The 25,403-nt window shown below is 70.7% G+C and carries 32 protein-coding genes; 18 read left to right on the top strand and 14 right to left on the bottom strand.

Features of this window, described 5'->3' with window-relative positions:
- The first annotated feature begins 42 nt into the window (after positions 1-42).
- The 4 genes from FB476_RS04815 to FB476_RS04800 are packed head-to-tail and all read left to right on the top strand — an operon-like array spanning position 43 to position 3,859.
- Positions 43-792, top strand: coding sequence for a (Fe-S)-binding protein (locus FB476_RS04815; RefSeq protein ID WP_141817771.1), 750 nt, complete (start codon positions 43-45; stop codon positions 790-792).
- Entirely contained in the window at positions 789-2,255 is a 1,467-nt protein-coding gene (locus FB476_RS04810) for a LutB/LldF family L-lactate oxidation iron-sulfur protein (protein WP_141817770.1), read from the top strand. The genes FB476_RS04815 and FB476_RS04810 overlap by 4 nt, the downstream gene beginning before the upstream one ends.
- Complete coding sequence (locus FB476_RS04805) at positions 2,252-2,896, top strand: LutC/YkgG family protein (protein ID WP_141817769.1); 645 nt, start codon at positions 2,252-2,254, stop codon at positions 2,894-2,896. The genes FB476_RS04810 and FB476_RS04805 overlap by 4 nt, the downstream gene beginning before the upstream one ends.
- A gap of 9 nt (positions 2,897-2,905) precedes the next feature.
- On the top strand, positions 2,906-3,859 hold the full coding sequence (locus FB476_RS04800; RefSeq protein WP_141817768.1) for an acyl-CoA thioesterase: 954 nt from the start codon (positions 2,906-2,908) through the stop codon (positions 3,857-3,859).
- Between the two features lie 12 nt (positions 3,860-3,871).
- Here FB476_RS04800 and FB476_RS04795 read toward each other — a convergent pair whose 3' ends face one another.
- The 3 genes from FB476_RS04795 to FB476_RS04785 form a co-directional block, all read right to left on the bottom strand.
- A complete protein-coding gene (locus FB476_RS04795) occupies positions 3,872-4,606 on the bottom strand; it encodes a VOC family protein (RefSeq protein WP_141817767.1) in 735 nt (244 codons plus the stop codon).
- A 20-nt stretch (positions 4,607-4,626) separates the two neighbouring features.
- Entirely contained in the window at positions 4,627-5,460 is an 834-nt protein-coding gene (locus FB476_RS04790; RefSeq protein WP_141817766.1) for an MBL fold metallo-hydrolase, read from the bottom strand.
- Between the two features lie 86 nt (positions 5,461-5,546).
- The gene (locus tag FB476_RS04785; protein WP_238329552.1) at positions 5,547-6,119 is read right to left on the bottom strand and encodes a uracil-DNA glycosylase family protein; all 573 of its coding nucleotides are present in this window, start codon (positions 6,117-6,119) and stop codon (positions 5,547-5,549) included.
- Positions 6,120-6,241: 122 nt separating this feature from the next.
- On the opposite strand from FB476_RS04785, the gene FB476_RS04780 reads away from it, so the two are divergent.
- A complete protein-coding gene (locus FB476_RS04780) occupies positions 6,242-6,463 on the top strand; it encodes a hypothetical protein (protein WP_141817765.1) in 222 nt (73 codons plus the stop codon).
- 28 nt (positions 6,464-6,491) lie between these two features.
- On the opposite strand, the gene FB476_RS04775 is transcribed toward FB476_RS04780, so the two are convergent.
- Positions 6,492-8,720 (bottom strand): DEAD/DEAH box helicase, encoded by a 2,229-nt coding sequence (locus FB476_RS04775; protein WP_141817764.1) that lies wholly within the window; start codon positions 8,718-8,720, stop codon positions 6,492-6,494.
- Positions 8,721-8,984: 264 nt separating this feature from the next.
- On the opposite strand from FB476_RS04775, the gene FB476_RS04770 reads away from it, so the two are divergent.
- The gene (locus FB476_RS04770) at positions 8,985-9,374 is read left to right on the top strand and encodes an OsmC family protein (protein WP_141817763.1); all 390 of its coding nucleotides are present in this window, start codon (positions 8,985-8,987) and stop codon (positions 9,372-9,374) included.
- 25 nt (positions 9,375-9,399) lie between these two features.
- Positions 9,400-9,849, top strand: coding sequence for a GNAT family acetyltransferase (locus FB476_RS04765; RefSeq protein ID WP_141817762.1), 450 nt, complete (start codon positions 9,400-9,402; stop codon positions 9,847-9,849).
- Positions 9,850-9,867: 18 nt separating this feature from the next.
- Here FB476_RS04765 and FB476_RS04760 read toward each other — a convergent pair whose 3' ends face one another.
- On the bottom strand, positions 9,868-10,422 hold the full coding sequence (locus FB476_RS04760; protein ID WP_141817761.1) for a hypothetical protein: 555 nt from the start codon (positions 10,420-10,422) through the stop codon (positions 9,868-9,870).
- 128 nt (positions 10,423-10,550) lie between these two features.
- Entirely contained in the window at positions 10,551-11,033 is a 483-nt protein-coding gene (locus FB476_RS04755; RefSeq protein WP_141817760.1) for a MarR family winged helix-turn-helix transcriptional regulator, read from the bottom strand.
- Between the two features lie 74 nt (positions 11,034-11,107).
- On the opposite strand from FB476_RS04755, the gene FB476_RS04750 reads away from it, so the two are divergent.
- A complete protein-coding gene (locus FB476_RS04750) occupies positions 11,108-11,311 on the top strand; it encodes a hypothetical protein (RefSeq protein ID WP_141817759.1) in 204 nt (67 codons plus the stop codon).
- Between the two features lie 21 nt (positions 11,312-11,332).
- Here the strand turns inward: FB476_RS04750 and FB476_RS04745 are convergent, their stop codons facing one another.
- From FB476_RS04745 to FB476_RS04735, 3 genes are all read right to left on the bottom strand, one after another.
- The gene (locus FB476_RS04745; RefSeq protein WP_141817758.1) at positions 11,333-11,740 is read right to left on the bottom strand and encodes a VOC family protein; all 408 of its coding nucleotides are present in this window, start codon (positions 11,738-11,740) and stop codon (positions 11,333-11,335) included.
- Between the two features lie 63 nt (positions 11,741-11,803).
- Positions 11,804-12,760, bottom strand: a complete 957-nt coding sequence (locus FB476_RS17105; RefSeq protein WP_141817757.1) for a cold-shock protein — start codon at positions 12,758-12,760, stop codon at positions 11,804-11,806.
- Between the two features lie 74 nt (positions 12,761-12,834).
- Positions 12,835-13,107, bottom strand: coding sequence for a hypothetical protein (locus tag FB476_RS04735; RefSeq protein WP_141817756.1), 273 nt, complete (start codon positions 13,105-13,107; stop codon positions 12,835-12,837).
- A gap of 89 nt (positions 13,108-13,196) precedes the next feature.
- Between FB476_RS04735 and FB476_RS16360 the strand changes: the two genes are divergently transcribed.
- Together FB476_RS16360 and cysM are read left to right on the top strand one after the other, a co-directional pair.
- Positions 13,197-13,346 (top strand): hypothetical protein, encoded by a 150-nt coding sequence (locus tag FB476_RS16360; RefSeq protein ID WP_170233523.1) that lies wholly within the window; start codon positions 13,197-13,199, stop codon positions 13,344-13,346.
- Positions 13,347-13,369: 23 nt separating this feature from the next.
- Entirely contained in the window at positions 13,370-14,284 is a 915-nt protein-coding gene (gene cysM, locus FB476_RS04730) for a cysteine synthase CysM (protein ID WP_202876902.1), read from the top strand.
- Here the strand turns inward: cysM and FB476_RS04725 are convergent.
- On the bottom strand, positions 14,261-14,956 hold the full coding sequence (locus FB476_RS04725) for an HAD-IA family hydrolase (protein WP_202876901.1): 696 nt from the start codon (positions 14,954-14,956) through the stop codon (positions 14,261-14,263). The two genes, cysM and FB476_RS04725, sit on opposite strands and share 24 nt — an antisense overlap.
- 222 nt (positions 14,957-15,178) lie before the next feature.
- Between FB476_RS04725 and FB476_RS04720 the strand changes: the two genes are divergently transcribed.
- Together FB476_RS04720 and FB476_RS04710 are read left to right on the top strand one after the other, a co-directional pair.
- Complete coding sequence (locus FB476_RS04720) at positions 15,179-15,415, top strand: hypothetical protein (RefSeq protein WP_141817754.1); 237 nt, start codon at positions 15,179-15,181, stop codon at positions 15,413-15,415.
- Positions 15,416-15,837: 422 nt separating this feature from the next.
- Complete coding sequence (locus FB476_RS04710) at positions 15,838-16,617, top strand: dienelactone hydrolase family protein (protein WP_141817752.1); 780 nt, start codon at positions 15,838-15,840, stop codon at positions 16,615-16,617.
- Positions 16,618-16,712: 95 nt separating this feature from the next.
- On the opposite strand, the gene FB476_RS04705 is transcribed toward FB476_RS04710, so the two are convergent.
- Positions 16,713-17,327, bottom strand: a complete 615-nt coding sequence (locus FB476_RS04705; RefSeq protein ID WP_141817751.1) for a DUF5677 domain-containing protein — start codon at positions 17,325-17,327, stop codon at positions 16,713-16,715.
- A 1,000-nt stretch (positions 17,328-18,327) separates the two neighbouring features.
- Between FB476_RS04705 and FB476_RS04700 the strand changes: the two genes are divergently transcribed.
- From FB476_RS04700 to FB476_RS04695, 3 genes are all read left to right on the top strand, one after another.
- Positions 18,328-18,540, top strand: coding sequence for a hypothetical protein (locus FB476_RS04700; protein WP_141817750.1), 213 nt, complete (start codon positions 18,328-18,330; stop codon positions 18,538-18,540).
- Between the two features lie 349 nt (positions 18,541-18,889).
- The gene (locus FB476_RS16355) at positions 18,890-19,048 is read left to right on the top strand and encodes a hypothetical protein (protein ID WP_170233521.1); all 159 of its coding nucleotides are present in this window, start codon (positions 18,890-18,892) and stop codon (positions 19,046-19,048) included.
- A gap of 251 nt (positions 19,049-19,299) precedes the next feature.
- Entirely contained in the window at positions 19,300-20,478 is a 1,179-nt protein-coding gene (locus FB476_RS04695) for an IS110 family RNA-guided transposase (RefSeq protein WP_141817749.1), read from the top strand.
- Between the two features lie 27 nt (positions 20,479-20,505).
- Here FB476_RS04695 and FB476_RS04690 read toward each other — a convergent pair whose 3' ends face one another.
- Together FB476_RS04690 and FB476_RS04685 are read right to left on the bottom strand one after the other, a co-directional pair.
- On the bottom strand, positions 20,506-20,928 hold the full coding sequence (locus FB476_RS04690; RefSeq protein ID WP_141817748.1) for a hypothetical protein: 423 nt from the start codon (positions 20,926-20,928) through the stop codon (positions 20,506-20,508).
- 273 nt (positions 20,929-21,201) lie between these two features.
- The gene (locus FB476_RS04685; protein WP_141817747.1) at positions 21,202-22,077 is read right to left on the bottom strand and encodes a helix-turn-helix transcriptional regulator; all 876 of its coding nucleotides are present in this window, start codon (positions 22,075-22,077) and stop codon (positions 21,202-21,204) included.
- Positions 22,078-22,237: 160 nt separating this feature from the next.
- On the opposite strand from FB476_RS04685, the gene FB476_RS04680 reads away from it, so the two are divergent.
- From FB476_RS04680 to FB476_RS04670, 3 genes are all read left to right on the top strand, one after another.
- Positions 22,238-23,257 (top strand): zinc-dependent alcohol dehydrogenase family protein, encoded by a 1,020-nt coding sequence (locus FB476_RS04680; protein WP_202876900.1) that lies wholly within the window; start codon positions 22,238-22,240, stop codon positions 23,255-23,257.
- A 204-nt stretch (positions 23,258-23,461) separates the two neighbouring features.
- Positions 23,462-23,824: a cyclophilin-like fold protein gene (locus FB476_RS16895; RefSeq protein WP_238329551.1), complete on the top strand. Its 363-nt coding sequence runs from the start codon at positions 23,462-23,464 to the stop codon at positions 23,822-23,824.
- Positions 23,821-24,396 carry a sugar O-acetyltransferase gene (locus tag FB476_RS04670; RefSeq protein WP_141817746.1) on the top strand — a complete coding sequence of 192 codons (576 nt, stop codon included), beginning with the start codon at positions 23,821-23,823 and terminating at the stop codon, positions 24,394-24,396. Before FB476_RS16895 ends, FB476_RS04670 begins: the two co-directional genes overlap by 4 nt.
- Positions 24,397-24,802: 406 nt before the next feature.
- Here FB476_RS04670 and FB476_RS04665 read toward each other — a convergent pair whose 3' ends face one another.
- Positions 24,803-25,333, bottom strand: coding sequence for a hypothetical protein (locus tag FB476_RS04665; RefSeq protein WP_141817745.1), 531 nt, complete (start codon positions 25,331-25,333; stop codon positions 24,803-24,805).
- Positions 25,334-25,403 lie beyond the last annotated feature (70 nt).

The following is a 25,403-nucleotide window of genomic DNA, read 5'->3' as shown; positions in this document are numbered from 1 at the left end:
TAGGGTGGCACGCACCTGCGGGTCCCGGGGAGGAGCTCGAGGATGACCGGACCGACGGTCGCGCTGTTCGCGACCTGCTTCAACGACACGATGTGGCCGGACGCGCCACGGGCCACCGTGACGCTGCTCGAACGGCTGGGGTGCCGCGTGGTCTTCCCGCGCGAGCAGACCTGCTGCGGGCAGATGTTCACCAACACCGGGTATGCCGACGAGGCCGTCCCCCTGGTGCGCCGCTTCGTCGACGTGCTGGGGGGCTACGACCACGTGGTCGCGCCGTCCGGCTCCTGCGTGGGGTCGGTGCGCGAGCAGCACGCGATGCTGGCGCGGCGCGCCGGCGACCCCGGCCTGGAGCGGGCGGTCGAGGAGACCGCGCCCCGGGTGCGCGAGCTCTCGGAGTTCCTCGTCGACGTGCTCGGCGTGACCGACGTCGGGGCCTACTTCCCGCACCGGGTGACCTACCACCCGACCTGCCACTCGCTGCGCATGCTGCACATCGGCGACCGGCCGCTGCAGCTGCTGCGGGCGGTGCGCGGCATCGACCTGGTCGAGCTGCCGGCCGCCACCGAGTGCTGCGGCTTCGGCGGCACCTTCGCGATCAAGAACGCCGACACCTCGATCGCCATGGGCTCGGACAAGGCGCGGCACGTCCGCGAGACCGGTGCGGAGGTGCTCGTCGCGGGCGACAACTCGTGCCTGGCCCACATCGGCGGCCTGCTCGACCGTCAGCGTTCCGGGGTGCGCACCCTGCACCTCGCCCAGGTGCTCGCCTCGACCGAGGAGGACCCGGCATGACCACGCCCCCGCTCCAGCGCACCTCCGCCACCTTCCTGGGCATGCCGGCCTTCCCGAAGGCCGCGCGGGCCGCCCTCGCCGACACCCAGCAGCGCCGCAACCTGGCCCACGCCACCGCGACGATCCGGGCCAAGCGCGCCGCGGTCGTCGGCGAGGTCGAGGACTGGGAGGGCCTGCGCGTGGCGGGCGCCGCCGCCAAGGACGACGCCCTGCACCACCTCGCCGAGCGGCTCGAGCAGCTCGAGGCCAACCTCACCGCCCGCGGCGCGACCGTGCACTGGGCCCGCGACGCCGAGGAGGCCAACCGCATCGTCGTCGACCTGGTCCGCGACCGCGGCGCCGAGGAGGTCGTCAAGGTCAAGTCGATGGTGACCCAGGAGATCGAGCTCAACGAGGCGCTCGAGGAGGCCGGGGTCTCCGCCTGGGAGACCGACCTGGCCGAGCTCATCGTGCAGCTGGGGCACGACCGGCCCAGCCACATCCTCGTGCCGGCGATCCACCGCAACCGGGCCGAGATCCGCGAGATCTTCCTGCGCGAGATGGCGGCCGTCGGCCGGCCCGCCCCGGCCGACCTCACCGACGAGCCGGCCCGGCTGGCGGAGGCGGCCCGGCTGCACCTGCGCGAGAAGTTCCTGCGTGCCAAGGTGGCGATCTCCGGGGCCAACTTCGCGGTCGCCGACACCGGCACGCTCGTCGTCGTGGAGTCCGAGGGCAACGGACGGATGTGCCTGACGCTGCCCGAGACGCTCATCTCGGTCGTCGGCATCGAGAAGGTCGTGCCGACCTTCGACGACCTGGCGACCTTCCTCCAGCTGCTGCCCCGCTCCAGCACCGGCGAGCGCATGAACCCCTACACCTCGATGTGGACCGGGGTGGCCGAGGGCGACGGGCCGCAGGACGTGCACGTCGTGCTCCTCGACAACGGCCGCACCGCGGCGCTGGCCGACCCGGACGGGCGCGAGGCGCTGCGCTGCATCCGCTGCTCGGCGTGCCTCAACGTCTGCCCGGTCTACGAGCGGACGGGCGGCCACGCCTACGGCTCGGTCTACCCCGGGCCCATCGGGGCGATCCTCAACCCGCTGCTGCGCGGCACCGGGAGCGACGTCGACGCCTCGCTGCCCTACGCCTCGTCGCTGTGCGGGGCGTGCTTCGAGGCGTGCCCGGTGCGCATCGACATCCCGTCGCTGCTCGTCAGGCTCCGCTCGCGCGTGGTGGACCAGTCCTCGCGCCGCTCCCCCGAGGCGCTGGCCATGCGGGCCGCGGCCTGGACCTTCGCCGACCACCGGCGGTTCGAGGCCGCGCAGCGCGCCGCGACGACCGGGGGCCGGCTGCTCGGCGGGCGGACGGTGCGCACCGTGCCCGGGCTCGGCGCCTGGGCCCAGGCCCGGGACGTGCCCACCCCACCGCGCGAGACCTTCCGGCAGTGGTGGGCCCGGACCCACGACGACGAGGAGACGACATGACCGACCGCCACGCCGCCCGCGAGGAGATCCTCGCCCGGATCGACGCGGCGACGGCCGACATCGCGGCGGGGGTGCCGCGCGAGATCCCGCCCCAGCCCCGGACCGTGTCCACGGCGGACCTCGACCCCGAGCTGATGCTCGAGTTCGTCGGGGCGCTCGTGGACTACCGCGCCCGGGTCGTGGTCCGGCCGCCCGAGGAGGTGGCCGAGGCCGTGGCGGAGGTGCTCGCGGAGGCGAGGTCGGTCGTGGTGCCGGCCGGGCTCGACCGCTCCTGGCTCTCCCTGCTGGAGCACGTCGAGATCCGCGAGGACGAGGCGCTCTCCCCCGCCGAGCTCGACACCGTCGACGCGGTCGTCACCGCGGCGCGGGTGGGCATCGCCTCGACCGGCACGATCGTGCTCGACCACGCCCCCGACCAGGGCCGCCGGGCCATCACCCTCGTGCCCGACCACCACGTGTGCGTGATCCGGGTCGAGCAGGTGGTCGCCGACGTCCCCGACGCCGTCTCCCTCCTCGACCCGACCCGACCGCTGACGTGGATCAGCGGCCCGAGCGCGACGAGCGACATCGAGCTCAACCGGGTCGAGGGCGTCCACGGGCCCCGCACCCTGGACGTCGTGATCGTCGCCGACGAGGACTAGGCTCGCGCCGTGACCGACGGATCCCTGACCGACCCGATCGACGACCTCCTCGACGTCCTGGACCTGACCTGGGAGGGCTCCACGACCATCCGGGCCGTCGTCCCCGACGGCTCGTCGGCCGACCTGGGTGCCTCCGAGGGCGACGTCTTCCTCGGGCGCAGCCAGCCGCAGCCCCACGGGCGCGTCTTCGGCGGCCAGGTGCTCGCGCAGGCCGTGATGGCGGCGGGCCGCACCGTCAGCCCCGTCGAGGACGGCACGGACGCCGAGCCGCAGCCCCGGTTCATCCACTCGATGCACGCCTACTTCCTGCGGCCGGGCGACGACAAGAAGCCGATCCGCTTCGTCGTCGAGCGCATGCGCGACGGCCGCAGCTTCTCGGCCCGCCGCGTCCACGCCCTCCAGGAGGGCCGCATCCTGCTCTCCCTGACCGCCTCCTTCCAGGAGCCGGCCGAGGGGCTCGAGCACGACCTGCCGATGCCCGAGGCGCCGGACCCCGAGACGCTGCGCCCCGACCGCGAGATCCTCGCCAAGATCGACCACCCGGCCGCCCGGCACCGCGCCCACCGCAACGCCATCGAGCTGCGGCACACCGCACCGCTCCTGCTGGGCCCGTCCGAGCCTGGCCGGGCCGAGCAGTCGGTCTGGCTGCGGGTCGAGCGCCAGCTGCCCGACGACGACCTGCTCCACGCCGCGGTCCTGGCCTACGCCTCGGACTATGTGCTGCTCGAGCCGATCCTGCGCCACCACGGCATCGGCTGGGGCGACCCGCGGCTGCGACCGGCCAGCCTCGACCACGCGATGTGGTTCCACCGCCCGGTCCGTGCCGACCAGTGGCTGCTCTACACCCAGTCCTCGCCGTCGGCCCGCTCCGGGCGCGGCCTGGGGCTGGGCCACATGTTCGCCTCCGACGGCTCGCTCGCGGCCACCGTCGCCCAGGAGGGCATGGTCCGGCTCAAGGGCTGAGCCCGCCCCCGCTCAGGCGGGCGGCTGCCCGTCGGCCAGCACGCAGAACTCGTTGCCCGAGACGTCGCGCATCACGACCCACGGGTGGCCCTGCGCCCACGGCTCGTCGGCCGGCGTGGCTCCCATCGTCAGCGCCAGCTCGACCAGCTCCTGCTGGCCGGGGCCGCCGGCCTCCGGGCGCACGTCGAGGTGGGTGCGGTTCTGCCGGATCTTCGGCTCCGGCTCGGGGCAGAGCTCGAGCAGCGGGCCGCGCAGGCTGGGGTGTCGCAGGGTGACCGGCGCCAGACCGGTCACGGGCACCCAGCCGGTGAGTGCGGCATACAGGACCCCGTCCCGCTCGGGGTCGGCGCTGTCCAGCGGCAGCGCCGCGATCGGCCCGGTGCCGACGTAGACCGACCGCTCCTCCATCACGCAGAACGGGTTGCCGTCGGGGTCGGCCATCACCTCCCACGGCGGGTTGCCCTGGCCGATGTCGATCGTCGTCGCGCCCAGCCCGAGCAGCCGCTCGACGAGCCCCTCGTGGTCGCCCTCGGCGGAGAGGTCGAGGTGGAGCCGCCAGCCGGGCGGCGGCGGGTCGGGGACCGGCTCGATGCACAGGTCGATCCAGAAGCCGTCCTCGAGGACGAGCCGGCCCTCGTAGTCGCCCTCCGTGGCGGGCCGCCCGTCGACGAGTCCCAGTGCGGCCGACCAGAACCGGCCCGTCGCGATCGGGTCCCGGGCCTGCATGACGATGTTCTCCAGCCGCATGCCCCGACGCTATCGCCGCGTCAGGTGAGGGAGTCGAAGTCACCTCTCACCCAGGCGACGTAGCGCTCGGTCGAGCGGACCACCGCCTCGCGCGCACCGCTCGGGACCTGCAGGCCGAAGTTGTCGTAGAGCCGGTCGAAGGACAGCGCGGTGATCGCGCCCGAGACCCGCTCCACCACCGCCGGCGACAGGGGTATGAGGTTGGGGAAGGACCGCATGAAGCTCACCCAGCCGGTGTCGGGCACGGCCTTGCAGGTGTCGCCGGAGAGCAGCACCCCCCGCCCCTCGGCGCCGGCCTCCCACAGCGCGACCGTGCTGCCCGGGAAGTGGCCGCCGGTCTGGACGGCGCGGATCCCCGGCAGCACCTCGAAGGGCTCGGTCCAGGCGGAGATCTCCGGACCCTCGCGACGCACCCACCGCCGGTCCGCCTCGGCGACGTGGACCACGGCACCGAAGGCCCGGGCCCACTCCAGCTGGAGGCCGTACATGTGGGGGTGGCTGGCCATGATCGCCGCGACCCCGCCGAGCTCGGCGACGGCCTCGACCCCGGCGTCGTCGAGATGGCCCGGCACCTCCCAGAGCAGGTTGCCGCCGGGCGTGCGCACGAGCAACGCGGTCTGCCCGATGTCGGCCTTGGGGCTGGCGTGCAGCGCGTAGAGGTCGGGCTCCAGCTCGGTGATCTCGACGTGGCAGCCCTCGGCGGCCCGTCCGGCGAGGCTGGTCCAGCGCTGGCCGCCGGGCGGGAGGTACTGCCGGTCGTCGTCGCAGATCGCGCAGGTCTGCTCGTCGGTGTCGTTCTCCACGCCGCAGGTGGCGCAGATCCGCCACCCGTCCTCCTCGCCCTGGATCGTCATGCGTGCCAATCTAGTGGCGGGCGAGGCCGGCGAGCAGGGAGACGACGTGATGTGGTGGCAGGACCTCCTCCTGCGCTGACGGCGGCCTAGCGACGCTGCGCGCCGAGCTCGTCGCTCAGCTCCTCCATGACGAGCCGTGCCTCGGGCGCGGAGGCGAAGGGTCCGGGCATGCGGAAGAGGCGGGCGCCCCAGGACGTCGTACGTTCCTGCAGGCCGGGCCGCCCGGGGTCGCCGAGCAGGATCTCGACCGGTCGTCTGAAGAGGCAGACCAGGAGCGGCACGTCCCGGGCCTCGAGCTCGGCGAGCAGGGCGGCGCGGCCGTGGTCGAGCTCGCGGCGTGACAGGTGCTTCTCGTGGCAGGTCGGGCGTCGGACGAGATCGACCAGCCCGACGCCGGCGGCGAGCGCTGCCTCCTCGTGGTCTGTCCGTCCCGGTGCGGGCGGGTCGAGGAGCCCTGCCTCGGCGAGGCGGGCGAGCTGGCGCCGGGCGAGCCCACCCTGGTGGTGGTGCCCCGCCTCGACGCTCCGGTCGGTCGGGTGCAGCCCGACGACGGCGGCCCGGGGTCGGCCGGCCGGCCAGACGTGCGCGAGCGTGAGGACGGGCTCCCCCAGCCAGTCCACCGTGGTCCGGTGCGTGCCCTCCGGCACGTCGTCGCTCATGTCGTCTCCGTCGGTCGTGGGCGGTCCGCGCCTCCCCGGAAGTCTCCGTCGCCGGCGGCCCCAGGGCCACTCCGACCTGCGCGGCTACGGGACCGGCCCGGGCACAGCGCATACTGGCCCTGATGACTACCTCGTCCAGACCCCAGCGACGTCACCTCGCGTCGAGTCCCTTCGCCCGGCCCGCCGAGGTCGAGATCGTGGACTACCAGCTCAACGACCGCGTCTCCCACCAGACCTACGGCCTCGGCCGGGTGGTCAACAAGGAGCGCGAAGCGGTGACCGTCGACTTCGGTGGCCAGAAGGCCCGCATCGTCAGCCCGTTCTCCAAGCTCGAGAAGCTCTAGACCGGCCCGGCCGGGAGCCGGCGTCCTGTCAGGACGCCGCGGCTCCCACCCGCTCCTCCAGCGCCTGCTCGAGGAGAGTGACGAGCGCCTCGAGCTGCACGTCCTCGGCCTCGGTCTCCTCCGGCTCCGCCCCGTCGAGCGCCCGCGCCGCCAGCCCGGCCTTGCTGCCGATGAGCTCGGCGATGCGGGTGTCGAGCGTCTGCGCCGCGATGATGCGCCAGGCCGTGACCGGCTGGTCCTGGCCGATGCGGTGGACGCGGTCGATCGCCTGGGTCTGCTCGGCGTCGGTCCACGACAGCTCGGCGAGCACCAGGTTGGAGGCGACCTGGAGGTTGACCCCGACCCCGGCGGCCGTCAGCGAGCAGACGATCACGGCGACGTCGGGGTCGTTGGTGAAGGCGTCGATCTGCTTCTGGCGCGCCGTGGCGGTCTGGTCGCCGCGGATCGAGGCGTAGCGCAGGCCGCGCTTGGCGAAGGTCTCCTCGGCGGCGTCCATGACGTCGATGTGCTTGGCGAAGAAGACGACCTTGCCGGCGTTGCGCGCCAGCTGGGCGGCGTAGTCGGCCGCCAGCCCGGCCTTGGCCTGGCCGATGTGCCGCATCATCGTGAAGACGTTCTCGTCGGACTTGGTGGCCTTGGCCGACCGCTCCGCCGCGGCCACCTGGCGCACGACGTCGTGGTCGATGCCGAACGGCAGGCCGCCCGGGTGACGGGCCTCCAGGGCCGCGTCGTAGCGGGCCAGCAGCCGGCGCGCGAGCCGCTGCTCGGCGGCCCGGACGGAGCGTCCCGCCTCGCCGTCGAGCTCGACGGGCACGTCGGCGACGCGACGCGCGGGCAGGTCGGCCGCCACGTCGACCTTGCGGCGCCGGACGATGCCCTGGTCGATGACGGCCTCACGGGCCGCCGAGGCGAAGCCGCGGTCGGCCGGGGTCAGGCCGATGTCCTCCAGCGCCTCCATGAGGTCGCCGAGCGGCCGGGTCTCGTCGATCCAGCCGAGGAACTGCCAGATCGCGGTGAAGTCCTCGATGTCGTTGATGAGCGGCGTGCCGGTGAGGGCCATGAGCAGCGGGTCGGCCCGGCGCTCGCGGACCCGCCGCGAAAGCTCCAGGACGTTCTGGGAGCGCTGCGAGCGCGGGTTCTTGATGTAGTGCGCCTCGTCGACGACGATGCCGCGCAGCCCGAGCTGGCCGAGCCAGCCGACGTGCCGGTCCAGCACCTCGTAATTGACGACGATGATGTCGGCGAAGCCGTCGATGGTGTCGCCGTCGCCGTGGACCACCGTCACCGGGTGGCTCGGGGTCCACAGCTCGGCCTCGCGGGCCCAGTTCATCTTCACGACGTTGGGCACCACCACGAGCAGGGGGTAGGCGTCGGCCGCCTCGGCGGCGAGCAGCGCCTGCGCGGTCTTGCCCAGGCCGGGCTCGTCGGCGAGCAGGAAGGTGCGGTGGCCCTCCGCCGCGGCGGCGATGAGGCTGGCCTGGTGGGGCATGAGCTCGCGGCCGCCCAGGAAGCGGGCGACGCCGGGCTCGGGCAGGTCCATGCACGCCATACCCCCGCCGCTCTCGAAGGAGCGCAGCAACGGCTCGATGAGCTCCCAGCCGGCGAGGCGGCGGGGCTTGGCCTTCTTCTTGGGCACGGCGGAGAAGTCCGGCGGCAGGAAGGGGTTGGCCAGCTGGCGGGAGATCACCGACTGGGGCACGACGCGGCGGGCGGCCGCGGCCAGCTCGGCCGGCTCCGGCTCCTCGACCGGGGCCTCGGGCTCCTCGGGCACCTCCAGACCGGCCTGCTCGAGCAGCTCGCGGCGCATCTCGCGCGCCCGGTCGGTGACCACGGCCTCGTCGGCCAGCAGGGCGAGCAGCCCGCTCTCGCGGACGGCGGTGGTGGCCAGGATGGTGGCGATGCCGTCGAGGCGCTTGAGCTCCTCGGCCCGCTTGGCCTCGGACGTGCCGGCGTCGCCCTTGATGCGGGCGCGCTCCTCGCGCACGAGCAGCGCCACGGCCTGGAACTTCGCCTTCGTCGACGAGGTGACCTTGCCGCGCTGCACGGCCGACTCGAGCTCGCGGGTGACCCGGGCCAGCACCGGGATGACGCCCTCGTTGTCGTGGCGCGGTCGGCGCGAGGTGCGCGAGGCACCGTTCTGGCGCGCGCGGTTGCCGCCGCTCTTCTGGCGGGTGCCGGCGCCGTTCTGGCGCGGGGATGCGTCGTTGTGACGCGGGGCTCGTCGAGCCACGTACTCCTCCTCGGAGCGATCGGTCATGCGTGTGCGCCGAGGTCGAGCGGGCGACGCCCGGAGAGACGGGCGACAGCCGGTCAGCAGCCCCGAGGGCTGGTGCCCTGCTCGAACGACGCAGGCTGGTCGAGCGGATCTTGCGCAGATCGAACGCTCGGACGTGCTCAGCCGCAGTGTCCCGTCCAGCGTACCTCCTCGGGCCCCGTGCGTGGGTGTCGACGGCGGCGCGTCCGCCGACCACGCGCTCCGGAGGGTATGTACGTGCTGCCGCGCCGGGCGTAGATTCGCACGATGGACGGGTCGGTCTTCGCCGTGACCGCCACGGCCGGCACGCTGCGGGCCGCGGAGGGAGTCCTGCTGCGGCATACCTGGACCGAGGAGGGGGTCGTCGCGGGGCCGGCGACCAACGGCGCGCAGCTGCTGCACCTGTCCGTGGCCCTGTGCCTGCTCAACGACGCCTACCGCGAGTCCGAGCGGCTGGGCTTCCACCTGGACGGGGTCGAGGTGGCGGTGGACGGCGGCTTCGACGCCGAGTGGCGCTCGACCGGCATCCGCTACCGGATCACGCTCGACTCCGACGCCACGCCCGAGGAGCACGCCCGCCTGCTCGCCGTGCTCCACGAGGTCGCCGAGATCCCGAGGGCGCTCCGCGCGGGGACCACCGTGACGAGGATGGGCTGAGGCTTCCGCGCGAGAGGATGCCCGCATGGACATCTCGCGTCTCCCCTCCGAGCTGGAGCAGGCGGCCGTCCGGCTGTGGCACGACTGCGGCCTGACCCGCCCGTGGAACGACCCCGCCGCCGACCTTGCGCGCGCTCTTGACGGCCCGTCCTCGACGGTGCTCGCGGCGGTGGACGACGGCCGGCTGGTGGGAACGGTCATGGCGGGCCACGACGGCCACCGCGGCTGGGTCTACTACCTGGCGGTCGACCCCGGCTCGCGCGGGGCCGGCCTCGGGCGGGCGCTGATGGAGGCGGCCGAGTCGTGGCTGCGCGAGCAGGGCGCACCCAAGGTGCAGCTCATGGTGCGGGCGGACAACACGGCCGTCGTCGACTTCTACGAGCGGCTCGGGTATGTCGACCAGAAGGTCGCGCTCCTCGGTCGCTTCCTCGACGAGGAGCTGCAGGCGATGCGCGAGCGGGCGTCGCACGACTGACCGGCTACCGGCCGGCGGTCAGCCCCTCTGCACCGGGCCGAGGGCCTCCAGCACGGCGTGGCCCCCGTCGAGGATGCCGCCGACCACGCCCTCCTGCCCGTCCGACCCCGGAGGCGTGTGGTGCGGGTCGTCGGTCAGGCGGACCCGCCGGCAGCCGTAGTCGTCGACCACCACGCCGGTCAGGTCCCCGTCGTGGCTGTAGACGACCATCCAGCGGGGGCCGAGGTCCGCCGTGCAGGCCTGGTCGTCCGGGACGAGGGCGAGCCCGTCCAGGGCCTCCCCGAGAGCGGGCAGCGTCTCCGGCGCGACGGCGTCGGGGCCTGCGGCACGACGCCACCCCATCACGACGCCGCCCGACTCGGTGGTCGCGCGGTCCTCGCTGTCATAACGGCATACCCACGCCTCCTGCGGCTCGAGCAGCTCGGGGAGCTCCTCGGCCGCGTGCTCCACGCCGAAGCCGTGGCCCGAGGGGTCGTCACCGATCGGCAGCTCCTCGGGACAGGGGTTGCCGCCCGCCTCGTCGAGCTCGCCCGGCTGGACGGTGGGGGTGTCCGCAGCGCCCTCCGTCGTCACGACGCAGCCGGTCAGTGCCAGTGCGACAGCGGCAAGGGCTGTGACCGTCACCCTGCGCGCGTCGCCAGGACCGGAGAGGTATGCAGTCCGCATACCTGACCATCCCACGACCCGGGGATGCCGTGGGGTCAGGCGCCGTCGGGCGCGCTCGCCCGGGTGCTGGCGTCGATGAGGCGGTGCAGCACGTCGCGCAGGCCGACGAGCTCCTCCAGGCTCATGCCGAGCCGGTCGAGGATGCCGGCGGGGATGCGTTCGGCCTCGGCGCGCAGCTCGCGGCCGCGCGGGGTCAGGGAGATGGCGAGGGATCGCTCGTCGTCGGGCCGCCGCTCGCGCGTGATCAGGCCACGCGCCTCGAGACGCTTGAGCAGCGGCGACAGGGTCGCGGGCTCGAGGCTGAGCCGCTGGCTGAGCCGCACGACGCTGACGGGCGTCTCCTCCCAGAGGGCGAGCATCACGAGGTACTGCGGGTGCGTGAGCCCCATCGGGTCGAGGAACGGGCGGTAGAGCGCGATGACGTTGCGCGAGGCGACGGCCAGCGCGAAGCACACCTGCTGGTCGAGCGCCAGCAGGTCGGGCTCCCCCGAGGGCAGGGACGTCGGCACGGTCGTCATGAGCGACACGGTAGCCCACGACGGGCGGGTAGACTCTCCCCTAATCATTAGGGCACTAAGCATTGGGAGCGGGCATGGCCAAGAAGGTAGAGAGCGACGGGCTGTCGCTCTGGTATCGGTTCACGTGGCGGGTGAAGTACATCGTGCTGACCTTCTACGGCCCCCCGCGCCTGGCTGGTCGCCTGGACCCGATCACCCGGCTCGAGCAGGACCGGGCCGCCAAGGTCGCCGAGGCACGCGCGGCCCGCGGTGGCGCGGGGACGTCGTCCGCCTTCTGACGGCGGCCGTCCCCTTCGACGTCAGGCGTCGTCCGGCTCGTAGCCGACGAGCCAGCGCAGGCCGTAGGGGTCGATGACCTGCCCGTCGGTCGCGCCCCACGAGCGCTCCCGCAGCTCGTCGACGACATGCCCGTCCTTGGCGAGCTTGTCGAACCACTCGTGCAGGACGGCGGGCGGCGCCGCGCCGAGCAGCGAGAAGAGCAACCCCTCGCACGAGAACGGCGGCTGGTCACCGGTGGCGTCGGCGACGAACAGCGTCACGGGACCGCCCGAGACCGAGCCGTGCGCGATCGCGTCGGGCGGCCCGTCGGTGCGGCCGAAGTCCGCGAGCGTGTGCATCTCGACGGTGCCGCCGAAGACGTCCGCGTAGAAGCCCAGGGCCTTACGCGCCGTGCCGGGCAGGAACAGGTATGGCGCAGGTGACGTCATACCTGCACCCTAGGCACGGGTGGGGACACCAGGTGGGAAGAACGGCGCTCCGCGCCGGTTCGCTCAGGCCAGCTCGACGCGGTCGGCCTGCGGGCCGCGGTCGCTCTGACGCACCTGGAAGCGGACCCGGTCACCGGAGTAGAGCTCGTCGACGCCCTTGAGGGTCGAGACGTGGACGAAGAGGTCCGCCCCGCCGGAGTCGGGCGAGATGAAGCCGAAGCCGCGCTCCGGGTCGTAGCGCACGACCGTGCCCTCGCCGCCGCGCGCCGGCACGCCGGAGTCGTCGCGCCCGCGGGACCCCGGACGGGAGCCCGACCGCTGGGGCGCACGGCCCCGCGCCTTGGAGCCGCCGCCGGCCAGGCGCACGTCGCGGGCCTGCGGGCCGCGGTCGCCCTGGACGGTCTCGAAGGTGACCCGGTCGCCCTCGTCGAGCTCGTCGAGGTCGCCGTCGAGCTCGCGGGCGTGGACGAAGACGTCGGCGCCGCCGGACTCGGGGGTGATGAAGCCGAAGCCCTTGTCGGCGTCGTACCAGGTGACGGTGCCGTCGGCGCCGTCCGCCTGCGCGGCGGCCGCGGGGCCGGCGGCCTCCGAGCCCAGCGGGAGGAGGTGGTCGGCCTGCGGACCCTTCTCGCCGGGCACGACGAGGAAGGCGACGCGCTGCCCCTCGGTGATGATGCCGCCGCCGACGATGGCCGAGCTGTGCACGAAGATCTCGCCGTCGCCGCTGTCGGGGGTGACGAAGCCGTAGCCCTTGGATGGCTCGTACCAGGAGACGGTGCCGAGCACGCCCAGCGGCGAGTCGGCGGACTGGTCGGCCGTCACGCGGACGCGGCGGGCCATCGGACCGCGGTCGCCCTCACCGATCTCGAACTCGACGACCTGCCCCTCGCGGAGCACCTTCACCGCGTCGTTGCTGATGATCTCGGACGCGTGGACGTAGAGGTCCTCGGCGTCCGGGCCGAGGGCGATGAACCCGAAGCCCCGGTCGGTGTCGAACCAGCGGACGGTTCCCTCGGTCACGGTGTCTCCTAGCGATGTGCTGAACGTGTGCTCCCCCATTCTCCCCGACCGGGCAGGGTTCCGCCCAGCGCACGTCAGCCCGCCTGCGGAGGCCGTCCCAGGTCGTCGATCCGATCGACGCGGTCCCGCGCCGCGTCATACGCCTGGTCCAGGCCGCGGCCGAGGACGGCGATCAGGTCGGGCACCTCGTCGGCCGCGAGGCGGCAGGTGCCGACGCAGACGTTGTCGCGCCACAGCGAGAGGACGACGACCTGCCACTCCTGGTGCCAGGTCGCGCGGAGCATCCGGCCGTCTCCCCGGAGGTCCGGGAAGATCGCCCCCGTGCCGGTGTCGCGCTGCAGGGCCATGAGCCATTGTGCGCCTCGCCCGACGAAACCACCAGGGTCCTGGCGACCCCGGATGCCACACTGACCGCTCGCGACGACGAGGAGAGATCATGCAGGTGAGAGCGATCGGCGCAGCGTTCGGCTCGGCGGACCCCACCTCCGTCTTCCCGACCGCCCCCCCGGCGCGCAACACCCCGAGGCTGGGTCCGATCCTGGCCGGCGTCCGCGTCTCGATCCGGATGACCGCCGTCCTCGCCTAGCGTCGCGCCCGTAGACTCGGCGAGTGGGCAACCCTCGGCCGTACCTCACGATGGAGGACGTCATCGGCGACACGCCGCTGGTGCGTCTGCAGCGCCTCCCGGGGCCCGAGAACGAGCGGCGCGGCAACGTCATACTCGCCAAGCTCGAGGGCAACAACCCGGCCGGCTCCGTGAAGGACCGCCCCGCGATCAGCATGATCCGCGGCGCCGAGGCACGCGGTGAGATCTCCCCCGGCGACACCCTGCTCGAGGCCACGTCGGGCAACACCGGGATCGGCCTGGCCATGGCGGCGGCGATCAGCGGCTACCCGCTGATCATCGTGATGCCCGAGGACGCCTCGGTCGAGCGGATCCAGACGATGAAGGCGTATGGCGCCGAGCTGGTCCTCACCCCCGCCGCGGGTGGCATGGAGGAGGCTCGCGACGTCGTCACGCAGATGGAGCAGGAGGGTCGGGGCCGGGTCCTGGACCAGTTCGGCAACCCGGACAACCCGCGCGCCCACGAGACCGGCACGGGTCCGGAGCTCTGGCGGCAGACCGACGGGCGGATCACCCACTTCGTCTCCGCGATGGGCACGACCGGCACGATCACCGGGGTCAGCCACTTCCTGAAGTCGCAGAACCCCGACGTCGAGATCATCGGGGCGCAGCCTGCGGAGGGTGCCAGGATTCCTGGCATCCGCGCCTGGCCGCCGGAGTACGTGCCGCGGATCTTCGACCCCTCCGCGGTGGACCGGACCATCGAGGTCAGCCAGCCGGACGCCGAGGAGATGGCCCGCCGGCTGGCCCGCGAGGAGGGCATCTTCGGCGGGATCTCCGCGGCCGGTGCCTGCTGGACCGCGCTGCAGGTGGCCGAGGAGGTCGAGGAGGCGACGATCGTCTTCGTCGTCTGCGACCGAGGGGACCGTTACCTCTCAGGGGGCGTCTTCCCTGCCTGAGCCGTCCAGGGCACACCGCCGGGCGGCGCGCGGGACGAGTGCCGCAAGCTCACCCAGGTGGGATGCCTCAAGGGTGGGGCGTGGTCCGTCCGGGTCGAGCTCGTGTCCGGGGCGCCGAAGGCGGACCACCGGAAGGCCAGCCTCCAGCGCACCTCTGACGTCCCTCGCGGACGTGGGGATGTGAACGATGGGGCCAAGTGCCTCCTGTGCGCGCTCATAGATCGCAGGACTCGGCTTGTATGCGCCCAGACGCTCAGAAGTCATCGCGAGGTCCGGTTGGATGTATGCCGCTGCCTGGGTCCGAGCGAAGAGCTCATCGTCAACGTTCGAGAGCAGGCCAAGACGGTAGCGCTCCCCCAGGGTCGGCAGTCCCTCACTCACGTCCGGCCAGAGCGGCCATGCGGGAATCGAATCGAGAACCTGCGCGAGATCGGCGGCGACATCTCCCTCGATGTGCAGCGCGGCATAGGCCTCGGCGAGCGCCTGACCCGCCAGCGCCCGGTAGGGCTGCCACGTCGCACAAAGCCGTTGCGCCCGCTTGTTCTGAACATCCCAGGCGTCGTACACGGTCTTGCCGTTCACCGACCAGCCGTAGGTGGCGCTGAGGCGGTCGAAGACGGCCCCTGCCCCGGTGCGCGAGTCGATCAAAGCGCTGAAAAGGTCGAAAGTCACCGTCATAGGTTCGCCAGCGGACACAACACGCCCTCGTGAGTAGATCGATCACCATCCCCGCGTTCGCGGCTCGAGCCAGCCTATCCGGACCCGGCTGACCAGCCCGGCCCCGCTCATCGGTCGGGAGTCCGACAGTTGCTTGGCTGAGCTCCGCCCGCGGCTACATCTTCATCTACGCCAGTAGCGCGCATCCGATGGAGGCCGGCCGTGCCAGACTCGGGCATGCCTGACCAGCGCCTGCTGGCCCTTGCCGCCGTTGACGAAGCTCTGAAGGACCCCGTCCGAGTTCTGCGGACGGTGACGGCGTCGGCTGACTTCGACGAAGCGTTGCACGCGCTCCAGGAGTCCTTCGGCTGGGATGAAGTCCAGGCGCGGCTGGTGATGCAGTTGCCCATAGGCAATACGCACAGGGACTTCAGGGAGCGGGTCGCGCAGGACCTGCAGCATCATGACCGCTGATCCCACGCTCCGCGCGGATCCAGGTTCGTCAGGCGGCTGCGTGATCCCGGGCCCGACGGTCCTTGCGTAGCCGTCTGAATAGATGGGCCAGCGACTGATGGATCGCAACTCCGACAGCCGTGTTCAAGGCAGCGAGGCCAGCTGCTCCGAGGAACTCCGTGGGTGATTCGACGATGTGGTCGAACCACAGAAGTAGCGGCCAACCCAGGGTCCCGACCACGAGGCAGGCCTTCCACCAGCGACCCAGGACCAACCCGAACAACAGCATCGTGGGAATCATCGGCCCCTCCTCAGACCCTCACGGTACGCCGTGCGGCCAGGTCATGGCATGTTGCCATCAGCGGCATGTCAGTGTGTTCCTACCCGCGGGCCCCCATACGGCGCCGGGCCGGGTTGTTGACGTGGGAAGGAATCGCATCGGGATGAACGAGCCCGTGGGCCACATGGAGGCGGTGCCGACGTCGGAGCCGGTGGGGGACGTGGCCGAGATCAGGTTCACGGCGGTTCGTGGCGGGCACCAGGTTCCTGCGGTGGCGTGGCTTCCTGCCACCCCCGCAGGCTCACGGGTGGTTCTTCTTGGTCATGGTGGGAGTGGACACAAGGGCATCCACCGGCACCGCGTGCTCGCACACCAGCTCGCGAGCGAGGGTGTGGCCTGTCTCGCAATTGACGGGCCGTATCACGGAGACCGCGCGGTCCCGGGCGATGGCCTGTTGGACTATCAACGACGGGTCGTAGACGAGGGGCCCGAGGCTGTTCATGCCCGCATGCGCCAGGACTGGCTCCATGCCCTGGATCACGCATCTCACCGATGGGGACTAGATGCGGAATCGGTCGGGTACTTCGGGGTTTCGATGGGCGCGCGGTACGGCATCGTGGTTAGCGCGGCGCTGGGTCCGCGGCTGAAGACTGCAGTCCTTGGCAAGTTCGGGCTCGTTACTCACGATTCGATGATGCTGGCCGTGTCGGCGAACGATGTGGTGCGGCAGTGCGCTGCTCAGATCAACGCGCCGCTGCTCCACCACGTCCAGTGGAACGACGAGATCTTTCCCCTGCAAGGGCAGTTAGAGCTGTTCGACCTGTTCGGCTCGCCTGAGAAGATCCTGCGGGGACGACCAGGGCCACATCATCAGACACGAGCCGATGACCTCCTCGCATGGAGCCAACACCTGGCTCAGTATCTGCGCCACACCTCTAGATAGGTCACCGATAGGCGCTCCACCAGCGGCATGGTCGGCCGCTACGCGTTCACAGCGGCAGTGCAGGTCGTTGCTGCGGAGTCGAGCAGCGTCGAAGATCATCGGGGCTGGAAATCAACCTTGATGCCCATATCTCGCCCCAGTCGCCGGAGCTGGCTGCGACGTTGCTTGTCACCGTCGTAGTAGTTGACCGTGCGGGCGGTCCAAAGCATGCAGACAGCCATGAGCCAGGCGTTGCCCTCTGATGACGACAGTCGCTCGGCCCTTGGCATGAGGGTGAACGGGAAACCGCGGCCGTCGTCCCCTTCCAGGTAGCAGTCCGTGAGGGTGACGGACGGGTGCGTGACGGCGCTCAGTAATCTGTAAAACGCATAGAAGTCTTGGGCGCCAAGTCTCTCCAGCAGCCGGTTGAACCGCCTCGCCTCTTCTGCCGCCGAAGTCGGCTGCGGATCGTCTCCGGCATGCGCAACTTGGTCGGCATGTGCCGCGAACCACGGCGTTTCCCGCAGGGTGTTCTGGAGGTTGTTCCTCTGACGAATTTCTTCGTTCAAGAAGGCGGCGGCGGCGTCCTCCACCTTGTCGACCCACAGAACCGTCATCGCCGACTCCAGGATTGCGCGAACGATCGGCATCTGCACTGGACTCAGTTCGGTCGGGAGATGGGGCCGCAGGAACTTGGCGCACTCGTACACGTGCGAGGTCAGCGCCAGCACGACCGCAGCCTGAGGGAGCGTCTTGCGCTGTCGCGATCGGAGTTTGTGTTCACCGGTCTCGACGTGAGCCTCCCAGCTGCTGAGCAGCTCATCCACTACGGCCATGACCGTCTCCGTGGAAGGGCGGGGGCTTCGGGTCCCTCGTTTCATAGCGAGCAGGGTAGCCACGTGGTATGACTCACCACGCCGCGCACACCGCGTTCTTACGCTGCCCCGCATGCGGCAGAAGAGTGCGGATTCGTGGCAGCCGCTAAGGTCGCGTCATGAAGCCGTCCCCGGGGGAAGTCGCGTCACGAGTCACTGCCATTGTGGAGTCGCCGTGGCCCCGACATCTCGAGGATGGTTTGCCCTGGCTGCAGTCGTTCGGTATCGACACGGACACAGCGGAGGAGACCCCGCGCCGGGGCGCCGACCGCTCCTGGCACATGGCGGCGATGCCCTCCTGGGGAGCGGTCCGTGCAGGGTGGGGCACCTACCGGGACGAGTTCGCGGACATCTTCTGGTTCCTGTGGGACGGCGAAAGCTCCGCTGATGTCCTACGGGCGGCCGACGACCTAGCTCGTGCCCTGACGGACGTCCATGGCGATCCTCGTGAAGTCACTGAGGCAACCCAGTACAGCGGAGGCTCCTGGTGGTGGCAGCTGGAGCAGCACAGCATCGAGATGTACGCCTACAGCGGCGCAGTCAACCCAGACGGCTACCCGACCGGGTCCCCCTGCGTGCAGCTACATATCGACCTCCGCGCAGTCGCTGAGCCGCGAGAGGCGGAAGCCCGTCGCACCCATGGGTAACCAACCACCGGCTTCCTGCGGTCAACGTCGAGACATGATTCCCACGGCGCACTGACGGTTCAGAACGCGCGACTCGCGGCATGAAGGGTGCTCGGTACTAACGGATCAGGGCCGTCCCGCCCTACGCGGGACCGATATCCGGCGACGTCAGGGGAGGGACTGTGGGAAGGTCGGCTATGACTAGCTCGAGGGCTTCCGATCCATACAACGTGCTTGCCGCGATCGACGCCGCGGTCGAAAACCCGGTCATCCTCGTCCAGCTTCTGCACAGCTGCCGCGACCGCGATAGCGCTTTCGACATGCTCCAACGCGAGTTCGGCTGGAACGAGCATCAGGCGCGTGCGGTCATGGACATGCAGTTCCGCCGAGTCGTCGAAGAGGATCGGCAACTGATACGACGCCAACTGGAGGGCGACGACTAGCCCCGCCGCACACGGCATGGTGGGTGTTCCGGGCGGGATGCCTCGCCCAGGGAGAGCAACCGACCAGCGGCAGGAGCGGATGCGGCATCCTAAGGGTGTGACTGAGCCGAGGCCGACGCCATCAGGTGCTGAGCGTCAGCGGCGCTCCCTGGAACGTAGTGCTTTGGCCGTTGGTCTGGGAGGGGTCGCCGCCTTCCAGGTTGCGCTTGCAGCCGGGGTCCCCTGGGGCCGTGCTAGTTACGGCGGCGCTCACCCCGGCGTCCTGCCTAGCCGCCTCAGGGTCGTGAGCGCAGGCGCGGCGCTTCTCTATAGCGGGCTCTCTGTCGTGGTCGGGAGCCGTCGCACTCCGGTGAAGATGCGCCGCCACGTGCTGACCGGCGTCACCACCCTGATGGGCGTTGGCACCGTCATGAACGGCATCTCGCCGTCCTGGCCCGAGCGGGCCATCTGGACTCCCACGACTGCCGTGCTGACGGCACTGGCCTGGCGAGCACGCAGGGACTTCTGAACAGGGTCGTCCTCCGTGCGGCTACGTGTTTCATTGACGTCAGGATCGGGCCCGGCCAGGCTCGGTCTGAGGTGACCGGGGTGGTCGCTCTCAGTGCGGCTGCCCACGCCGTTGGCGTGAGGCTCACATTTGGCCTGCGTCGCCCCGGTCACCGCCAGGGCCGGGAGAGGCTCGAGAGGGGTTTGCCCAGCCGTACGTAGCGGTGCCCTCCCAGCTCGACACGAAGTGATGTCGACGCAAGGGAGCAAGGCATGAATACAGAGAACCCGCTGGTCGTGATCGGGATGGACCCGCACAAGCGCACCGTCACGATCGAGGTGATGACCAGCCACGAGCAGGTCGTCGGCGGCGGCCGGTTCACCACCGACGCCGACGGCTACGCCCAGCCGCTGGGCTACGCGCGGCAGTGGCCGCAGCGCCTGTGGGCGGTCGAGGGCTGCGCCGGGATCGGCAAGCACGTGGCATCCCGCCTGGTCGCCGACGGCGAGGACGTGGTCGACGTGCCGGCGAAGATGTCCGCGCGGGTGCGGGTCTTCGCCACCGGCCAGGGCCGTAAGACCGACGCCACCGACGCCCATTCCATCGCCCTGGTCGGCGTCCGCATGGGCGGGCTGCGCCCGGTCGTCGACGACGAGCAGCTGGAGGTGCTGCGCATGTGCGTGGACCGGCGCGCCTCCCTGGGGGCCGAGCACACCCGCAAGGTGTGCCAGCTGCACAAGCTTCTCCTCGAGCTCATCCCCGGCGGGGCCAAGCGGTCCCTGTCCGCGGCCCAGGCCAAGGAGCTGCTCAAGAAGGTCCGCCCGACCACGACGGCGGGCAAGGTGCGCAAGGCCCACGCGATCGAGCTGATCGAGGACCTGGCCAAGATCTACGCCCGCACCAAGGCCGCGGACAAGGAGCTGAAGTCCCTGGTCAAAGCCACCGGGACCGGCCTGATCGACCTGCACGGCATCGGACCCTCCGGCGCCGCGCGGCTGCTGGTCGAGGTCGCCGACATCACCCGCTTCCCCGACCGCAACCACTTCGCGTCCTGGACCGGCACCGCCCCCGTGGACGCCTCCTCCGGGGACCACACCCACCACCGGCTCTCCCGCAAGGGCAACCGGCAGATCAACCGGGTGCTGCACATCATGGCCGTCGTCCAGCTGCGGCACGCGACCGAGGGCAGGGCCTACTACGACCGAAAGGTCGCCGCCGGCAAGACGCCGATGGAAGCGATGCGCTGCCTCAAACGGCGCCTGTCCGACCTGGTCTACAAGGCCATGCTCGACGACCTCGCCGGACACACGACGACGGGCCCGGGAGGGCAACTGGGTGACGACTCTGACTCCAGCGCGACCGGCTCACAACCCGACGCCGGCTCTTCGGACAAGCCACTTCCCGGACCCGCCACCACCAAGCCTAGAACCACCCTCCCAGCGGCGTCTTGACACAGAGGGGTGCCAGAAGAGTGCGTCTCAGGCAGGCGGCATCGGCCACGCCCGCGGTGGTGGAGGCACGCGCCGATCAGCACCGGGATCCAGTTCGATGACCCGTGCGCGCCAACGTTCCAGAAGTTCAATCAGTTCGCCGGCGGGAACTCTGTTGACGTATTCGCTGTCCGGCGGGTCGTAGTCATACCTGGCCTCGATTGCACCATCCTTCAACGCCAGGTAAGTGATATTGCCTGAAGCGAAGGGGGATTCCTCGAGGTCCGTGAGCCGTGCTCGTAGGTAGGACAGCGCCCGGTCAATCCAATAGGTCGATGGGCCGTCCTGCCGCGCGCCCCTCGGCGGGCGTGTTCCCAGACTATCGGCCAGGGCGTCAGCGAGGATCGGCTCGTCGCTAGTCAGGACGACGTCGACCAAGCCTTCAGGCGACTGAACGAAGCTGTACTCCAACGGTTCCTCCTCGCTGGGGCTCATCATCCTGTAGCGAGGGCGCCACCGGCTCTAGCGACTCGCGGCAATTGAGTGTGTTTTAGGTGCGTCCGCCGTGGGCTCTGCCGCGGTGGACAGCGTGCTCGTGGGTCAGTGGAAGTTCTCGTCCTACCGACGTGTCGACGCCCTTCTCCTCACGGGTGGTTCGCCAACTTCTTTCTGGGATTCTCTTGCTCGACGGGTTTAGTCAGCGCGTGTTCATTCCGGGACAAGACGGGCACGCATTGCTGTGCCTCATTCGGTGCTGACGGCTGTGTCCTTCGATGCGGCCCAGGAGGCGAGGAGTCGTAGTCGTTCGGCGGAGGGTGAGCCGGGTTCGGCGGTGTAGATGAGGAGGGCGAGTCCGGGCTCGGCGGTGATGGCCAGCTCTTCGTAGACGAGGGTGAGTTCGCCGACGAGGGGGTGGTGGAACCGTTTGGTGCCGGCCCCGTGGGCGCGGACGTCGTGGGCGGCCCACAGTCGGCGGAAGGTCTCGCTACGGGTGGACAGCTCGCCGACGAGATCCTGCAGGCCACGGTCGTGGGGGTCGCGACCGGCCTCGGCGCGCATGATGCCGACGCACATCTGGGCGAAGAGGTCCCAGTCGGGGTAGAAGTCGCGGGAGGCGGGGTCCAGGAACTGGAAGCGGGCGAGGTTGGGGGTACGGCCTCCGTCACCGATGACCGGGGAGTAGAACGTTCGACCCAGGGTGTTGGTGGCCAGCAGGTTCTGGCGGGGGTCGCGCACGAAGGCGACGGCGTCGGTGATGGCCTCCAGCGCCCACTGCAGGCTGTGGCGTGAGGCCGCCCTGGTCGGGGAGCGGCGCCGGGGTCGACCGGAGGTGGGGACGCCGTCGGCGGCACGGGCCAGGTCGAACAGGTGGGCGCGCTCGGTCTCATCGAGCTGCAGGGCGCGGGCGAGAGCTTCCAGGACGCCGGAGGAGGCCCCGGCGATCTGGCCACGCTCGAGCCGGGCGTAGTACTCCACGCTCAGCCCAGCGAGCGTGGCGACCTCGCTGCGGCGCAGCCCAGGAACGCGACGGGCCCCGGTCGTGACCAGCCCGACCTGGTCGGGCGTGATGCGGGCGCGGCGGGTGGTGAGGAACTCGCGCACCTCCTGATGGTTGTCCACGCTCTCGAGCGTAGGCCGAACCAGGCGCCACCGCTGGCCCTGAGGGGTGCCCTGTCGGTGCACCCCTTGACAGGGACTCCCTCATCCGGTGCGGGCGGGGTTCACTGGATCGAGCGCGGGCAGCGGCCCGCCTACCGGACGAGAGAAAGGCTGCACCACCATGCGCCAGGTTGTCATGCACGCCCCCGGCGACATACGGGTCGAGGACCGCGAGGACCCCACGATCATCGAACCCACCGACGCCATCATCCGGGTCTCGGCGACCTGCATATGCGGCAGCGACCTGTGGCCCTACCGCGGTGCCGAGCCGGTCGCCCACCAGGTGATGGGACACGAGTACGTCGGCGTCGTCGAGCAGGTCGGCCCGCAGGTGTCCACCGTGAAGGTCGGCGACTTCGTCGTCGGCTCGTTCTGGGCCAGCGACAACACTTGCGAGATCTGCCAGGCCGGCTACCAGGCCTACTGCGTGCACCGTGTCCTGATGGGCACGATCGGCACCCAGTCCGAGCTGGCCCGCATCCCCCTGGCCGACGGCACCCTCGTCGCCACCCCCGGCATGCCCGATGCGGACCTGATCCCCTCCCTGCTGGCGGCCTCCGACGTGCTCGGCACCGGCTGGTTCGCCGCGGTCGCCGCGCAGGCCGGACCGGGCAAGACCGTGGCCGTCGTGGGCGACGGCGCGGTCGGCCTCCTGGGCATCCTGGCGGCCAAACAGCTGGGCGCCGAGCGGATCATCGCGTTCAGCCGGCACACCGACCGGCAGGCCCTCGCGCGCGAGTTCGGCGCCACGGACATCGTGCAGGAGCGCGGCGAGGAGGGCGTGGCCCGGGTCAAGGAGCTCACCGGCGGACTCGGCGCCCACTCGGTCATCGAGGCCGTGGGCACCCAGGAGGCGATGATGCAGGCGATCGGGTCGACCCGCCCAGGTGGGCACGTCGGGTTCGTCGGCGTCTCCCACGACGTCACCATCCCCGGCGAGGACCTCTTCATGGCCGGCGTGCACCTGCACGGCGGACCCGCTCCGGTCCGACGGTTCCTGCCCGACCTGATCCAGCTCATCTGGGACCGCAAGATCGACCCCGGCAAGGTCTTCGACCTCACTCTGCCGCTCGAGCAGGCTGCCGAGGGCTACCAGGCCATGGACCAGCGCACCGCCACCAAGGTCCTGCTCACCCCCTGAGCCGTGATGCGTCCAGGACAGACAACGCTGACGGCGATCGGCCTGGCGGCCCTCCTGACCACCGGGTGCGCCGACGGGCCGCGAACGGATGATCAGAGCGACCCGGACAGGGACTCGCCCGTCCACACTGCGTCGGCGCAGGAGCCCTCAGACAACACTGCCGACCAGCCCACACCCCAACCCGATGCGACGTTCGGAGAAGAGATGCAGATCCAGATCACCATCGCAGACCAGACCTTCACCGCCACCCTGGCCGACAGTCCCGCCGCCGACGACCTCCTGACGCAGCTGCCGGTGACGGTCGAGATGGTCGACCACGGCGGGGTCGAGAAGACCGGCCCCCTGCGCTCTGCACTCTCCCTTGACGGCCAGCCCGAGGGCGCCGACCCGGAAGTGGGAGACCTGGGCTACTACGCTCCCGGCAACGACCTGGTCCTCTACTACGGGGACCAGTCCTACTTCCCGGGCATCGTCATCCTGGGCCAGTTGGATGGTGACGCCCCCGAGCGGATCGCCAGCCTGAGCGGTGCAGTCACCGCCACAGTCGAGGCAGGTACAGGACGATGAACCTCCAGCACTTCCTCGACCATGTCAACAGCGGAGCCCCGGTGCTCGGCGGGTCGCCGGAACACAGGTTCATGCACGCTGCCGCACAAGAAGCCCTCAGGGTGACCGCCAGGCTCAACACCGGCTACACCACCCCCGAGCAGGTCCGCGCCCTGCTCGAGGAGCTGACGGGCAAACCGGTCGAGGAGTCCGTTGCCCTCTTCCCGCCCTTCTACAGCGAGTTCGGCAAGAACCTGACCCTCGGCCCCGGCGTCTTCATCAACCTCGGCTGCCGATTCCAGGACACCGGCGGCATCACCATCGGCGAGGGCACCCTCATCGGCCACGGCAGCACCCTGACCACCCTCAACCACCACGTCGACCCAGCCCGGCGAGCCGACATGCTGCCCGCCCCCATCCATATCGGCCGCAGTGTCTGGCTCGGAGCCGCCGTCACCGTCGTACCAGGTGTCACCATCGGCGACGGCGCCATCGTCGCAGCAGGCGCCGTCGTGACCAAAGACGTCCCACCCAACGCCATCGTCGCCGGCGTCCCAGCCAAACTCAAACGCATGACCGGTCACGAAGCGTAACCTCCGACACCCACACAACCGATGGCCAGCCGTACGGCTGTCGCGACCAGCGGCAGAAGCGGATGGTCTTCGTCTCACACCTGCTACCTTCGGCGAGTCAGCTAAGCGCCGGCCGGATCGCCTCCTTAGGGTCGCACCGGTGGGGTCTGAGTGACAGCGGACCCGAGCCCGATTGCAACAGCTAGGAGGCAGCCGTGTCGGGGAAGTGGCCTCGAGTTCTGTTGGCCGTGGGTCTTCTCCTGGCAAGCCTGACGGCTCTCATGGTGAATGAACCCGAATTGAGCCTCGTTGCCGGCTCGTTAGCACTAGTGGCGCTGCTCTGGCTCCTCACCGACATGCTGAGAGCGAACCGGCGGAAACGTTGAGTCTCGCTCCTCGGTCTTGCGCACAGCGGCATGAGCGTGCGCTACTTGTCGCGGCGTGAACCCCACTCTGCATGGAAGTACCGGGCGTTCTGACTGCCGACGCGGATGATCGCGTCGGGCTCGGGCGGGGAAGGCCAGAGCTGGAGCAGGTAATGGTCCACGACCTGGTCCACGAACTCGTCGGCCGCGCCGGCGTCACGTCCGCGAGCGCTGACCCGTAGCCGGTAAGAGCCTGCAGGGAGCTCGAGAGGCCAGCTGGACTCACCCGCCCATGACGTGACCCGAACCCCGATCTCCGAGGGTATTGTCAGGGACACTTCGACCACGTCTTCCCAGGGCCCATCGGCCAAAGGCGGTGCAGCGCTCGAGAGAACGACTTGTACGTGCGAGCCCCCGGACCGCCGAGCCAAGTGGACGTACACCCCGTCCGGGTCGCCAACGCCGACCAGGCCGTTGACCTGACCAGCGAAGAAGCGGTCCACGTCGCCGTCGAACCCACCGTCCCAGGACCAGACGAGGTCGATCTGGCCGTAATCCGTCAGGACGATCGCATCCATCAGCGACTTCTGCATGGCCGCACCCTAGTGGGGAAAAAGCTTCCTCAGGAGCGTTGTTCTGCGCGGCAAGAGCGTGCGTGTGGCG

This window comes from Ornithinimicrobium humiphilum (genome assembly GCF_006716885.1).
GTDB classification, from domain to species: Bacteria; Actinomycetota; Actinomycetes; order Actinomycetales; family Dermatophilaceae; genus Ornithinicoccus; species Ornithinicoccus humiphilus.
Note: the sequence above shows the minus strand (reverse complement) of the source record. Positions and strands in the feature narration are given on the sequence as shown.